At 62.5% G+C, this 13,310-nt stretch carries 15 protein-coding genes; all 15 read left to right on the top strand.

Translation table 11 applies throughout. The features are described from left to right. The first annotated feature begins 3 nt into the window (after positions 1-3). Genes cobM through WMO44_RS02110 form a run of 15 tightly spaced genes read left to right on the top strand, consistent with a single transcriptional unit; the run spans position 4 to position 13,191 of the window. Entirely contained in the window at positions 4-762 is a 759-nt protein-coding gene (gene cobM, locus WMO44_RS02180) for a precorrin-4 C(11)-methyltransferase (RefSeq protein WP_349151583.1), read from the top strand. After that, positions 759-1,757: a cobalt-precorrin 5A hydrolase gene (locus tag WMO44_RS02175; protein ID WP_349151582.1), complete on the top strand. Its 999-nt coding sequence runs from the start codon at positions 759-761 to the stop codon at positions 1,755-1,757. Before cobM ends, WMO44_RS02175 begins: the two co-directional genes overlap by 4 nt. Beyond that, positions 1,750-2,517: a precorrin-3B C(17)-methyltransferase gene (gene cobJ, locus WMO44_RS02170; RefSeq protein WP_349151581.1), complete on the top strand. Its 768-nt coding sequence runs from the start codon at positions 1,750-1,752 to the stop codon at positions 2,515-2,517. The genes WMO44_RS02175 and cobJ overlap by 8 nt, the downstream gene beginning before the upstream one ends. Next, positions 2,514-3,251, top strand: coding sequence for a precorrin-6A reductase (gene cobK, locus WMO44_RS02165; RefSeq protein WP_349151580.1), 738 nt, complete (start codon positions 2,514-2,516; stop codon positions 3,249-3,251). The genes cobJ and cobK overlap by 4 nt, the downstream gene beginning before the upstream one ends. Then, positions 3,248-4,444 (top strand): precorrin-6y C5,15-methyltransferase (decarboxylating) subunit CbiE, encoded by a 1,197-nt coding sequence (gene cbiE / locus WMO44_RS02160; RefSeq protein WP_349151579.1) that lies wholly within the window; start codon positions 3,248-3,250, stop codon positions 4,442-4,444. Before cobK ends, cbiE begins: the two co-directional genes overlap by 4 nt. Then, positions 4,441-5,781, top strand: coding sequence for a cobyrinic acid a,c-diamide synthase CobB (locus WMO44_RS02155; protein WP_349151578.1), 1,341 nt, complete (start codon positions 4,441-4,443; stop codon positions 5,779-5,781). Before cbiE ends, WMO44_RS02155 begins: the two co-directional genes overlap by 4 nt. 5 nt (positions 5,782-5,786) lie before the next feature. Further along, positions 5,787-6,851, top strand: a complete 1,065-nt coding sequence (cobT, locus tag WMO44_RS02150; protein WP_349151577.1) for a nicotinate-nucleotide--dimethylbenzimidazole phosphoribosyltransferase — start codon at positions 5,787-5,789, stop codon at positions 6,849-6,851. Beyond that, positions 6,845-7,366 carry a bifunctional adenosylcobinamide kinase/adenosylcobinamide-phosphate guanylyltransferase gene (locus tag WMO44_RS02145; RefSeq protein WP_349151576.1) on the top strand — a complete coding sequence of 174 codons (522 nt, stop codon included), beginning with the start codon at positions 6,845-6,847 and terminating at the stop codon, positions 7,364-7,366. Before cobT ends, WMO44_RS02145 begins: the two co-directional genes overlap by 7 nt. Continuing rightward, positions 7,363-8,115: an adenosylcobinamide-GDP ribazoletransferase gene (locus WMO44_RS02140; protein ID WP_097780136.1), complete on the top strand. Its 753-nt coding sequence runs from the start codon at positions 7,363-7,365 to the stop codon at positions 8,113-8,115. Before WMO44_RS02145 ends, WMO44_RS02140 begins: the two co-directional genes overlap by 4 nt. Continuing rightward, on the top strand, positions 8,112-8,438 hold the full coding sequence (locus tag WMO44_RS02135; protein ID WP_349151575.1) for a bifunctional adenosylcobinamide kinase/adenosylcobinamide-phosphate guanylyltransferase: 327 nt from the start codon (positions 8,112-8,114) through the stop codon (positions 8,436-8,438). Before WMO44_RS02140 ends, WMO44_RS02135 begins: the two co-directional genes overlap by 4 nt. Then, positions 8,432-9,031 carry a histidine phosphatase family protein gene (locus WMO44_RS02130; RefSeq protein ID WP_349151574.1) on the top strand — a complete coding sequence of 200 codons (600 nt, stop codon included), beginning with the start codon at positions 8,432-8,434 and terminating at the stop codon, positions 9,029-9,031. The genes WMO44_RS02135 and WMO44_RS02130 overlap by 7 nt, the downstream gene beginning before the upstream one ends. Further along, positions 9,028-9,978 (top strand): adenosylcobinamide-phosphate synthase CbiB, encoded by a 951-nt coding sequence (gene cbiB, locus WMO44_RS02125; protein WP_349151573.1) that lies wholly within the window; start codon positions 9,028-9,030, stop codon positions 9,976-9,978. Before WMO44_RS02130 ends, cbiB begins: the two co-directional genes overlap by 4 nt. Beyond that, positions 9,978-11,027 (top strand): threonine-phosphate decarboxylase CobD, encoded by a 1,050-nt coding sequence (cobD, locus tag WMO44_RS02120; RefSeq protein WP_349151602.1) that lies wholly within the window; start codon positions 9,978-9,980, stop codon positions 11,025-11,027. The genes cbiB and cobD overlap by 1 nt, the downstream gene beginning before the upstream one ends. Then, the gene (locus tag WMO44_RS02115) at positions 11,024-12,520 is read left to right on the top strand and encodes a cobyric acid synthase (protein ID WP_349151572.1); all 1,497 of its coding nucleotides are present in this window, start codon (positions 11,024-11,026) and stop codon (positions 12,518-12,520) included. Before cobD ends, WMO44_RS02115 begins: the two co-directional genes overlap by 4 nt. Continuing rightward, a complete protein-coding gene (locus WMO44_RS02110; protein WP_097783862.1) occupies positions 12,517-13,191 on the top strand; it encodes a precorrin-8X methylmutase in 675 nt (224 codons plus the stop codon). Before WMO44_RS02115 ends, WMO44_RS02110 begins: the two co-directional genes overlap by 4 nt. The last annotated feature ends 119 nt before the right edge of the window (positions 13,192-13,310 follow it).

Here is a 13,310-nt window from a genome sequence, read left to right as displayed (position 1 = left end):
CACATGGTACATTTTGTGGGCGCCGGGCCCGGCGCACCGGATCTGATCACCCAGCGCGGTGCAGCATTTTTACAGGCTGCTGACTGCATTATTTATGCAGGTAGTCTTGTCAACCCTGCGTTGCTGGGGCTGGCAAAGCCGGGATGTGCTATCTATAACAGCGCCGAGATGACGCTGGAGCAGGTACTGGACGTGATGCATCGGATGGAAAACGCAGGCAAAACCACCGTGCGTCTGCACACCGGCGACCCCTGCCTGTACGGTGCCATCCGGGAGCAGATGGATGCACTTGACGCAGACGGCATTTGTTACGATGATACCCCCGGCGTTTCCAGCTTTTGCGGTGCTGCCGCTGCGCTGAACGCCGAGTATACCTTACCCACGGTCAGCCAGACGGTCATTATCACCCGCATGGAAGGGCGTACCCCTGTGCCGGAGCGGGAAAGGCTGGCAAGCCTTGCCGCACATGGCGCGACCATGGTGATCTTCCTGTCCATCGGACTGATCGATAAGGTGCAGACGGCGCTTTTGCAGGGTGCGTACTCACCGGACACCCCCGCTGCCGTAGTGTACAAGGCCAGCTGGCCGGAAGAAAAAATCGTGCGGTGCACAGTTGGTTCTTTGGCCGAGAGCACCCGTGCAGCGGGCATCACCAAGACGGCGCTTATCGTGGTAGGGGATTTTCTCGGCAAGCAGTACGAGCGCAGCAAGCTGTACGACCCCGCCTTTACCACCGAGTTCCGCAAGGGAGACCCGGTATGACCCGCGCCTACCTTGCCTTTACGGAGACCGGCCTTGCGCTGGCAAAATGCCTTGCTGGCAGCCTGCCCGGCAGCGTTACCCGGTGCGGACAGAACGATATATCGCTGGCAGAATGGACAAGCGTACAGTTTGTGCAGTCGGATGCGCTGATATTTGTAGGGGCTGTGGGCATTGCGGTGCGGGCTATCGCGCCCCACTGCAAGAGCAAGACCACCGACCCGGCTGTGGTGGTGGTGGACGAATGCGGGCGCTTTGCCGTGCCCATTTTGTCCGGGCATCTGGGCGGTGCAAACGATCTGGCGCGGGCCATTGCCGCTGTATGCGGAGCCGTGCCGGTGCTCACCACCGCCACCGATGCCCACGGCATTTTTGCGGTGGACGAGTGGGCAAAGCACCAAAACTGCATGGTACTGGAGCCGGAACGCATCAAGCTGGTCAGCGGCAAATTACTGGCCGGGCAGCCGGTATATTACCAGGCTGATTTCCCGGTAACAGGCACTGTGCCCGCAGGGTTATTCCCCGCTGACACCCCGGAAAAAGCCGACTTTGCACTCACCCTTTGCCCCACCGGGCAGGCACTGCATCTTGTGCCGCGTATCGGGGTGCTGGGCATCGGCTGCAAGCGGTGCACTAGCGCTGACACGCTGGAAGCTGCTTTTGCCGCTTTCTGCGCCCGGCACGGTTTTGCTGCGCAGGCAGTTACCGCCGCTGCAAGCATCGACCTGAAACAAAATGAACCGGGCTTGCTGGCCTTTTGTCTGACACACGGCTGGCCGGTGCGGTTTTACTCTGCCGCGCAGCTGCGCAGCGCGCCCGGGCAGTTCACCCCCTCCTCTTTTGTACAGAGCGTGACCGGGGTGGATAACGTCTGCGAGCGGGCGGCAGTGCTGGACGCAGGCGGCAACTTATTTTACCCGAAATTTGCCTGCAACGGCGTGACCTTTGCGCTGGCGTGCAGGCCCTTTGCCCCGGACTGGAGGTGGCAGAATGCTTGACGTGATGGATATTGACATTGACCGTCCCGAGAAGATAGTCTATGTCGTGGGGCTTGGCCCCGGCGAGCCTTTTTATATGACCCAGCAGGCTGCAAACACGCTGGAAAGCGTTGACGCGATTTGTGGATACAAGGTCTATCTTGACCTCATCCGCGATGAATTTCCCTGCGAGGAATACTATTCTACCGGCATGACGCAGGAGATCGACCGCTGCCGCTGGGCTCTGGAAAAGGCACGCACCGGCAAGCGGGTGGCACTGGTCTGCTCCGGTGATGCCGGGGTGTACGGCATGGCAAGTCCCCTGCTGGAACTTGCCCCGGACTACCCGGATGTTGCCGTGGAAGTTGTGCCCGGGCTGACCGCTGCCCTCAGCGGCGGGGCAGTGCTGGGCGCTCCGCTGGCGCACGATTTCTGCGTCATTTCCCTTTCCGACCGGCTGACCCCGTGGGAGGTCATTGAGAAACGGCTGACCTGCGCTGCTATGGGGGATTTCTGCGTTGCGCTGTATAATCCCTCCTCCAAGGGCAGGCCGGACTATCTGGCAAAGGCGGTGCGCATCCTGCTGAAAAACGGCAAAAGTGCCGATACCGTCTGCGGCATCGTGCGCAACATTGGCCGGGAGGGTCAGACCGCCCGCGTTCTGACCCTTGCCCAGCTGGAAAATACTGCGGTGGATATGTTTACCACTGTGTACATCGGCAACGCTGCCACAAAGCAGCTTGGCGGTAAAATGGTCACCCCACGGGGGTACCGCAGATGAAGGCAGTGGTTTTCAGCGGCACGACCGAGGGGCGGGTGTTCTCCCGGCAGCTGGCAGCGCTAGGAGCGGAGGTTCTGGTCAGTGTTGCCACCCCGCTGGGTGCAGAGGAACAGGGCAAAGCAGACGACATCTCCGTGCACTGCGGTCGGCTGACTACCGAGGAAATGACCGCCCTTTTGCAGGGCGCTGCCCTGTGCGTGGACGCCACCCACCCCTATGCGGTGGACGCCACCAAAAACATCCGGGCAGCGTGTGCCGTGGCCGGGGTGGAATATCACCGGCTGCTGCGGGAAGAAAGCCCCTTGCCTGCCGGGAGCATGGTATTTGCCACCGCCACCCACGCCGCTGCATTTCTGGCCGGGTGCAGCGGCAATGTGCTGCTGACCACCGGTGCAAAGGAGCTTGCAGCCTTTGCGGCGCTCAGCCCGGAGCGGCTGTTCCCCCGGGTGCTGCCCACGCGGGAGGGCATTGCCGCCTGCGAGGCCGCCGGCATCCCGCACAAAAACATCATTGCCATGCAGGGGCCATTCACCTATGCGCTGAACTGCGCCCTGATGAAGCAATTCTCCATCCGGTATCTGGTCACAAAGGACGGCGGCGCTGTGGGCGGCTTTGCCGAAAAGGCACAGGCCGCACAGGATACCGGCGCGCAGCTGATCGTGGTGCGCCGCCCGGCTGAAAACGGACAAACTGCTGCACAAATTCTGACACGCTGCAAGGAGGTTCTGGTATGATCTCTCTCATCGGAATGGGCTCCGGCTGCCCGGAAAGCCTGACCGTGCAAGGGCTGGCCGCACTGCAAAGCGCAGGGCTGATTCTTGGGGCAAAGCGCTTGTTGGAACATTTACCGGCGGGGTGCACTGACAACTGCAAATCCGTGTATAAGCCGGAGGAAATCCTTGCGTGTCTTGCCGCACAGCCGGACACCGACACCGCTATTTTGTACAGCGGCGACACCGGGTTTTACTCCGGTGCGGCAAAGCTGCTGCCCCTGCTGCGGGTCATGGGATACTCCGTCCGGGTGCTGCCCGGGCTTTCCAGCGTACAGCTTTTAGCCGCCGCTGTGGGACGCCCTTGGCAGGACTGGAAGCTAGTATCTGCCCATGGCCGTGTCTGCGACCCGGTAGCCGAAGTTTTGTCGCATCCACAGGTATTTTTTCTTACCGGTGGTGGGGACTCCCCTGCCACTCTCTGCTCGAAGCTGACCGCTGCCGGGCTGGGCGCTGCTCACGCCCTTGTGGGTGAAAACCTTGGCACTCCGGCAGAAGCCATCCGCTTTGGCCTTGCCCGGGAACTGGCAGAGCAAGCCTTTGCGCCGCTGAGCGTATTGCTCATCGAACGGGAGGCTTTACCGTCCCGCCGCACCCCCGGCCTGCCGGACGATGCATTTATCCGGGGCGCTGTGCCCATGACAAAGCAGGAGGTGCGCGCCGCCGCGCTGGCAAAGCTGGCAGTTACCCCCACGGATACCCTATGGGACGTGGGCGCGGGCACCGGCAGTGTGAGCGTGGAGCTGGCGCTTGCCGCCCCTGCCGGGCAGGTATATGCCGTAGAGTGTGACCCGGAAGCCTGTGCGCTCATCCAGAAAAACCGGGAGAAATTTGCAGCTTATAATCTGACCCTGATCGAGGGCAAAGCCCCTGAAGCTTTGGACACGCTGCCCGCCCCGGATGCTGTATTCATCGGCGGTACAAAGGGCAATATGGACGCTGTTATAGACGCTGTGCTGCACAAAAATCCAGCCGCGCGGCTGTGCATTGCCGCCATTGCGCTGGAAACGCTCAGCGCCGCCGTAGCTGCCCTGACCGCCCACGGCCTTGCCGCGGAGGTGACGCAGATCTCCGTCAGCCGCACAAAAGCGGCGGGCAGTCTGCATTTGCTGATGGCCAACAACCCGGTGTTTCTCATTACGGGGGCACGGACATGATACAGTTTCTCATCGCCGCGCCGCGCTCCGGCAGCGGTAAGACCACCGTTACCTGTGCGGTACTGACCGCCTTGCAGCGGCGCGGGGCTGACCCCTGCGCTTTCAAGTGCGGACCGGACTACATCGACCCTATGTTTCACCGCAGTGCGCTGGGGGTGGAAAGCCACAACTTAGACCTCTACCTCTCTGCCCCGGATACGGTGCGCACGCTTTACGCCCGGTATGCCGCCGGGCACGGCGCTGCCGTATGCGAGGGTGCCATGGGCTTTTACGACGGGCAGGGCCTGACCACCCGCGCAAGCGCTTGGGAGTTGGCCGACACGCTGACGCTGCCGGTTCTGCTGGTGGTACAGCCCAAAGGGGCAAGCATCACCCTTGCCGCCGAGCTGCGGGGGCTTTTGCAGTTTCGCACGCCCAGCCATATCGTGGGCATTCTGCTCAATGATTGCTCTGAGTCCTTATACAAAACGCTGCGCCCGATGCTGGAAGCCGAGACCGGTCTGCCGGTGGTGGGGTATCTGCCCCATCTGCCGGGATGTACCATTGAGAGCCGTCACCTCGGGCTGAAAACCGCTGGGGAGGTTGCGGACTTACAGCAAAAGCTGGGCAAGCTTGCCGATGCCCTTGTGCTGAACTGGGCACAGCTGGCAGCGCTGACCGACCGCCCTGCCCCGGCTGCGCCGCCGCTTGCCGCGCCGTGCGCACCCGCCGTGCGCATTGCCGTGGCGCGGGACGAAGCCTTCTGCTTTGCCTACGCCGAAACGCTGGACGCCTTGCGGGATGCAGGTGCGGAGCTTATGTTTTTCAGTCCGTTGCGGGATGCCGCCCTGCCGGAAAATATCGGCGGGCTGTACCTGCCCGGGGGCTACCCGGAGCTGTACGCAAAACAATTGAGCGAAAATTGCGTCCTGCGTGCCGCTATCCGCAAGGCGGTACAGGGTGGTTTGCCCACCGCTGCCGAGTGCGGCGGTTTTCTGTATTTAGGACAGTCGCTGGAGGGCACGGACGGCAAGATTTACCCCATGGCGGGCGTGCTGCCGGGCAGTGGGCACAACGCCGGGCGGCTGGTACGCTTTGGCTATGCCGCCATGACGGCAAAGGCCGACAGTATGCTTTTCCGCGCTGGAGAAGCGCTGCCCATCCATGAATTTCACCACTGGGATTCCTCCGAAAACGGTGCAGACTTTTCTGTACGCAAAACCGAAAAAAGGCAGTGGGAATGCGGCTTTGCAAATGCGCATTTGTACGCCGGTTTCCCGCATCTTTACTGGGCGGGCACCGCTCTGCCCCGCCGCTTTGTACAGGCGGCGCAGCACTTTTTAAAACACAAAGGATGACGAAAATGACCGAAGCTGAACTGATGCAGTTGCTTGCTGCCATCACCCCGCCGGACGACGCTGCCCGTGCTGCCGCCCATGCCCACTGGGCAAGCCTTGCCAAGCCCTTGGGCGGGCTGGGGGCGTTGGAAACGCTGCTGGAGGACGCCGCTGCGCTGACCGGCAAGGCACAGTTTGATTTTTCCCGCCGGGTGGTGGCGGTGCTCTGCGCAGACAACGGCGTGGTGGCGCAGAGCGTAAGCCAGACCGACCAGAGCGTGACCCGCGCCGTAGCCGAGAACCTTGCCGCGCGGCGCACCAGCGTCTGCCGGATGGCGCAGGCGGCGCACTGCGATGTGCTGCCGGTGGACATGGGCATAGCCGGTGCGCCTGTGCCCGGCGTGCGGGACTGCCGCGTTGCCGCCGGGACTGCGGACTTTACCAAAGGCCCCGCCATGACCCGCGCCGAGGCAGTGGAGGCCATTGGCCGGGGCATCGCCCTGACCCGGCAGCTTGCCGCCGAGGGCTACGGGCTGGTGGCTACCGGCGAGATGGGCATTGGCAACACCACCACCTCCAGCGCCGTAGCCGCCGTGCTGCTGGCACAGCCGGTGCAGACCATGACCGGGCGCGGCGCAGGGCTTTCCGATGCAGGGCTTGCCCGCAAGGTGGAGGCTATCCGGCGGGGCATTGCCTGCAATGTCCCCAACCCCGATGATGCCTTGGACGTACTGGGCAAACTGGGCGGCTTTGATATCGCCGGGCTGTGCGGGATGTTTCTGGGCGGGGCGCTGGCGGGTGTGCCCGTGCTGATGGATGGGTTTATCAGCGGGGTGGCGGCGCTGTGCGCCGTGCGGCTGTGCCCGGCTGCGGCAAAGGCCGTGTTTGCCAGCCACTGCTCCACCGAGCCTGCCGCCCGGCTTGTGCTGGAAGTACTGGGCAAAAAACCCCTGCTTACCGCCGGGCTGCATCTGGGCGAGGGTACCGGCGCAGTGGCCAGTATCCCACTGTGGGACATGGCGCTGGCGGTGTACGATGGGTGCTATTCCTTTGCGGAGGGCGGCATTGCGCCGTACACGCCCCAATGCTGACGCTGGTACTGGGCGGCGCTGCCAGCGGCAAGAGCGAATACGCCGAAACCCTTGTGCTGCACAGTGCTTTGCCGCGGTATTATCTGGCCACCATGCAGGTGTGGGATGCCGAGTGCGCCGCCCGGGTGGAAAAGCACCGCAAAATGCGCGCTACAAAGCAGTTTACCACCATCGAGTGCCCGCTGCATTTAGAGACGGTGCATCTACCCCGCAGGGGTACGGCGCTGCTGGAGGACTTAGGCAACCTGACCGCCAACGAGCTGTACGACCCCGCCGGTGCGGGTGATGCCGCCGCCGCGCACATTTTGCAAGGACTAGATGCCCTTGCAGCGCAGTGCGAAAATTTAGTTATTGTCTCTAACGAGGTTTTCAGTGGCGGCGCGAACTATGCCGGAGACACGGACCGCTATCTGCTGGCGCTGGCACAGGTGAACAACGCCCTTGCCGCCCGGGCAGATGCCGTGGTGCGGGTGGTGTGCGGCGTCCCTGTCTATTATAAAGGAGTGGAAAAATGATCGTTTTGCAGACTATTGCGGTGGCCTTTGCCATGTTTTCGGCGGTGCCGGTGCCGCAGTTTGCGTGGAACGAAAAGAATATGCGGTACGCGCTATGCGCCTTTCCGCTGGTGGGGCTTTTATGCGGGGCGCTGTGGTGCGTGTGCGGGGTGCTGCCGCTGCCTGCCCCGGCGCGGGCGGCAGGGTTCTGCCTTGTGCCGGTATGGGTGACCGGCGGCATCCATCTGGATGGCTACGCCGACACCTGTGACGCCCTTGCCAGCTACGGCGACCGGGAAAAGAAGCTGGAAATTTTAAAAGACCCGCACTGTGGAGCCTTTGCGGTCATCCGGCTGTGCAGCTATTTTGCGGCTTATCTCTGCCTTGCCGCCTGCGTGCAGTTCACGCCTCGGGTGGGTGCGCTTTGGACGTTGGCGCTGATTTTGGAACGGGCACTTTCCGGCCTTGCGGTGGCGGCCTTTCCCATGGCGAAAAACACCGGCCTTGCCCACACCTTTGCCTGTGCCGCAGACCGCACCGCCGTGCGCAATGTGCTGACGGTGCTCGCAGTTCTGCTTTGTGGGGCGCTGCTTGCTTTGGGCGGCGGAGCACTGGCAGCAGTTGCAATCTTTCTGTTTTTGTGGTATCACCATGTAGCTGTGCAGCAGCTGGGCGGCATTACCGGCGATTTAGCCGGGTGGTTTTTGCAAAAGACTGAGCTGTGGATGCTGGCGGCGCTGTGCGCCTGCCAATGGGGAGGGCTGTTATGATCTTTATTACCGGGCCGCTGTACAGCGGTAAACGCACCTTTGCCCGCACCCTGCCCGGCCGCTGCATCGCGGATGCGCAGCAGCTTGCCGCCGGGTGCAAAGACAACGCTGAACTTGAGAAACTTGCGGACAAATTATCCGCTTATGATATCGTGCTGTCCACCGAGGTGGGCGGCGGTGTGGTGCCCATAGACCCAGCAGAGCGTGCCGCGCGGGAAAACGCCGGACGGCTGGCCTGTCTGCTGGCGGCGCGTGCTGCGTGTGTGGTGCAGATGTTCTGCGGCATCCCCACCGTTTTGAAAGGAGAATTGCCGGAATGCTGATTTATTTATTACGTCACGGTCTGACCAAATACAATGCCGAAAAGCGCTATCAGGGACAGCGGGATATCCCCCTTTCTGCCGCCGGGCGCGCTGTGCTGTGCCGGGCAGATATTTTCCCTAAGACTGTGTATATTACCCCGCTTTGCCGCACCCGGCAGACCGCTGAGGTGCTGTTCCCGGGCGCAAGGCTTATAGAAATAGACGGGCTGAAGGAGATGTGTTTTGGCAGCTTTGAGGGGAGAAACTATATTGAAATGGAGCACGACCCGGACTACCTTGCATGGGTAGCCGCCAACTGCGAAAGCCCCTGCCCGGACGGCGAGACCAAGGCCGCTTTTTGTGAGCGTATCTGCGCGGCTTTTTCTGCACTGGTGGACAAAGCTCTTGCGGACGGCGAGGAAATGCTGGTCATCTTAGCCCACGGCGGCACCCAGATGGCCGCCATGGAGCGCTATGCCCTGCCCCACAAAAATTATTACGAATGGTGCGCCCCCAACGCCGGCGGCTTTGTGCTGGATGCCAAGGATTGGGCGGCAAAGCGGGTGCTGCATCTGGTAAAGACCGTGCAGTACACGAAGGAGGCACGGGAATGATCGGCTACGCGGTACTGGGCGGCTTTGTACTGGACGCCGTTTTCGGCGACCCTGCGTGGCTTCCGCATCCGGTGGTGTACATGGGCAAGGCCATCTCCGCGCTGGAAAAAGGGCTGCGTGCCCGCCTGCCCAAAACGCCAAAGGGCGAGCTTTGGGGCGGACGCATCTTGGCCTTTTGCTTACCGGTGGGCACCTTTGCGCTCACAAGCCTTGTCTGCATGGGAGCCGCCGCCCTGCACCCACTGCTGGGACTGGCAGTGCAGATGTTCTGGTGCGGGCAGGCACTGGCGGCAAAGGGGCTTGTGCAGGAGAGTACGAACGTCTACCGGGAGCTGCTAAAACCCGACCTGCCTGCGGCACGCATTGCGGTAAGCCGCATCGTGGGGCGGGATACGCAGGCACTGACTGCGGAAGGCGTGACCAAAGCCGCTGTGGAGACCGTGGCGGAAAACGCCAGCGATGGCGTGATCGCGCCGCTGTTGTATATGCTGCTGGGCGGCGCTCCGCTGGCGCTCACCTACAAAGCCATCAACACCATGGACAGCATGGTGGGCTATAAAAACGAGCGGTATCTGCACTTTGGCCGTGCAGCGGCAAAGCTGGATGATATTGCGAACTTTTTGCCCAGCCGCATTGCTGCATTGCTGTGGGTAGCCGCTGCCGCCCTGACCGGCAACGATGCCCGCAATGCGTGGCGCATCTGGCGGCGGGACCGCCGCAACCACGCCAGCCCCAACAGCGCCCAGACCGAGAGCGCCTGCGCCGGTGCACTGAACGTGCAGCTGGCCGGGCCTGCCTACTATTTTGGTCAATACTACCCCAAGCCCACCATCGGCGACGCCGTGCGTCCCATTGAGCCGGAGGATATCCGCCGCGCGAACCGCATGATGTACGCCGAAAGCCTGCTGGCGCTGGCGCTTGGGCTGGTGATACGAGGTATTTTATGATGCAGCTTGTACATGGCGGCGACTGGGCCGGTTACCGGGCGCAGTACGGACAGGACGCGCTGGACTTTTCGGCAAATGTCAGCCCGCTGGGACTGCCGGAGGGGGTGGCAAAGGCCATCACCGCCGCGCTTACCACCGCAGACCGCTACCCGGACCCCCTCTGCCGCGCTTTGCGGGCAAAGCTGGCAGCGCACGAACAAGTGCCCATGGAGCACATCCTCTGCGGCAACGGCGCAGCAGACCTTATCTTCCGGCTGGTGTGGGCGGCAAAGCCCCGCACCGCGCTGCTGCCCGCCCCTACCTTTGCGGAATATGCCGCCGCGCTGGAAACTGCAGGCTGCACCATCCGTCGGCATTTCCTGCGGGAAAGCGAAGATTTTGCAGTGACGGAAGCGTTCATTTCCGCTGTGGACGAGGACACCGACATGGTTTTCCTCTGCCAGCCCAATAACCCCACCGGGCAGCTGACTGCGCTGCCGCTGGTGGAGGCGCTGCTGCACCGGTGCGAAGCTTGCGGTGCACTGCTGGTAGTGGACGAGTGCTTTCTGGACTTTCTGCCGGAAAGTGAGGCGTTGACCGCCAAAAAGCTGCTTGCAAGCCCGCACCTTATCATCCTGAAGGCCTTTACAAAGCTGTACGGCATGGCCGGGGTACGGCTGGGCTACTGCCTGTGCAGCAACATCGCCCTGCTGGAAAAGATGCAGGCCGCCGGGCAGCCGTGGGCAGTTTCCAGTCTTGCGCAGGCGGCGGGCTTGGCGGCGCTGGACGAAGCTGCCTATGTGGCCCAGGTGCAGGCGCTTATCGCGCAGCAGCGTCCTATTTTGCGGGACGGGCTGCGTGCACTGGGGCTGCGGGTGCTGGATGGCAGCGCGAATTATCTGCTGTTTCAGGCACCGGAAACGCTGGGCGATGCGTTGCGGCCGCGCGGCATCGTGCTGCGCGGCTGCGGCAACTACCCCGGGCTGGACAGCAGCTGGTACCGCACCGCCGTGCGCACCGCGCCGGAAAACCAGCAGCTTATAAAAGCCTTACAGGAGGTGCTTGCATGAGCCGGGCAAAATGCATTATGGTGCAGGGCACGATGAGCGGTGCGGGCAAAAGCCTGCTGTGCACCGCGCTGTGCCGTATTTTTGCACAGGACGGTTACCGGGTAGCCCCCTTTAAAAGCCAGAACATGGCGCTGAACAGCTTTGTCACCCGGGACGGTCTGGAAATGGGCCGGGCACAGGTGGTGCAGGCACAAGCCGCCGGCATAGAACCGGATGTGCGCATGAACCCCATTCTGCTCAAACCCAGCAGCGATGTGGGCAGTCAGGTCATCGTGAACGGCGAGGTGCGCGGGCAGATGCCCGCAGCCGCCTACTTCAAGCTGAAAAAGAGCCTGATTCCGGACATTTTAGCCGCGTATAACAGTCTGGCCGAAAAGGTGGACATCATCGTTATTGAGGGTGCAGGCAGCCCGGCAGAGATCAACCTGAAAGCGGATGATATCGTCAATATGGGGCTGGCAGAGCTGGTGGATGCACCGGTGCTGCTGGCGGGAGATATCGACCGGGGCGGCGTGTTTGCACAGCTGTACGGCACGGTAGAGCTGCTGGAGCCCGCCGAGCGGGCACGCATCAAGGGGCTGGTCATCAACAAGTTCCGGGGCGATGCCGCCATCCTGAAACCCGGCCTTACTATGCTAGAGGAAAAGATCCATCTGCCGGTGCTGGGCGTCGTGCCCTACCTGCGGGTGGATATCGAGGACGAGGACTCCCTCTCCTCCCGGCTGGAAAGCAGCCGCGCCGTCAAGCCGCTGGATGCTGCCATTCTGCGGCTGCCGCATATCTCCAATTTTACAGATTTTATGCCGCTGGAGCAGCACCCGCTGCTGAGCGTGCGGTATGTGCAAAGCCCCCGGCAGCTGGGCGCGCCGGACGTGGTCATTCTGCCGGGCACAAAAAACACCATAGACGACCTGCTCTGGCTGCGGCAGTGCGGGCTGGAAAGTGCAGTGCAGAAGTTGGCAGCTTCCGGCACGCCGGTGCTGGGCGTGTGCGGTGGTTACCAGATGCTGGGCGAGACCCTCGCCGACCCTGAGGGCACCGAGAGCGGACGCAGCCAGACCGTGCGCGGGCTGGGGCTGCTACCTACCCGGACCGTATTTACGGACGCCAAGCACCGCACACAGGATACTGCCACCGTCACCGCGCCGCAGCTGGCGGGGGCAATGCTGACTGGCTACCAGATCCATACCGGACGCACTGCCGTGCAGGGTGTTCCCTTCTGCCGCCTTGCGGACGGCAGCGCCGAGGGCTGCGTGCAGGGCAACGTGGCGGGCACTTATCTGCATGGGCTGTTTGATACCGGAGAGCTGACCGAAAAGCTGGTGCAGCTGCTGTGCAGCCGCAAGGGCATCTCCCCTGCCGATGCGCCGCTGCTCTCCATGCAGGAGTACCGGCAGCAGCAGTTTGACCTGCTGGCCGACGGCGTGCGCCGGGCGCTGGACATGAACGCCCTATACGCCGCCATGGGACTGGAAGGGAGGAACACCGTATGACCCCGCAGCACCATCTGCCCGCCGATATCGAGCGGACGAGCCTTTCTATCATCACCGCAGAGCTGGACGCAATGGGTCTTACCCCGCCGCCGGAGACTGCCGCCGTGGTCAAGCGGGTGATCCACACCACCGCAGATTTTGACTACGCCCGCAATTTGCGCTTTACCCCCGGCGCGGTGGCGGCGGGCGTGGCGGCGCTGCAAGCCGCTGCGCCCATCGTTACCGACACCAACATGGCGCTTTCCGGCATTACAAAGCCGGGGCTTGCGCGGCTGGGCGGCACAGCGCTGTGCTACATGGCAGACCCGGAGGTAGCCGCGCTGGCAAAGGCCAACGGCACCACCCGGGCGGTGGCGTCCATGCAAAGAGCCGCCGCCGAGCATCCCGGTGCCATCCTTGCGGTGGGCAACGCACCTACGGCGCTATTGACCATTGCCGACCTGATTGAAACCGCCGGGCTGCGCCCTGCGCTGGTCATCGGGGTGCCGGTGGGCTTTGTGAACGTAGTTGAGAGCAAGGAGCGGCTGTTTGAGGTGTGCACCGCCCACGGTGTGCCCGCCATCGTCGCTATGGGGCGCAAGGGCGGCAGCAATGTTGCCGCTGCCATCTGCAACGCGCTGGTGTATTCCGCCGCCGGGATGCTGGACCCCACCGACCGGGGATGGAAATAATATTTTTATTGTTCGCGTTTGAAGCGCTCTGCAGAACGCTTCAAACGCTTTTTTCAGCCAATTCTCCCCTAGAGGGGTATTCTTTCATTGGCTGGTATGGTATACTCGACTTAGTTCAA

Origin of the sequence: Faecalibacterium tardum, assembly GCF_040096515.1 — a bacterium.
Taxonomy (GTDB): domain Bacteria; phylum Bacillota; class Clostridia; order Oscillospirales; family Ruminococcaceae; genus Faecalibacterium; species Faecalibacterium tardum.
The sequence above is the reverse complement of the archived record's forward strand: the minus strand, read 5'-3'. Positions and strand labels throughout refer to the sequence as shown.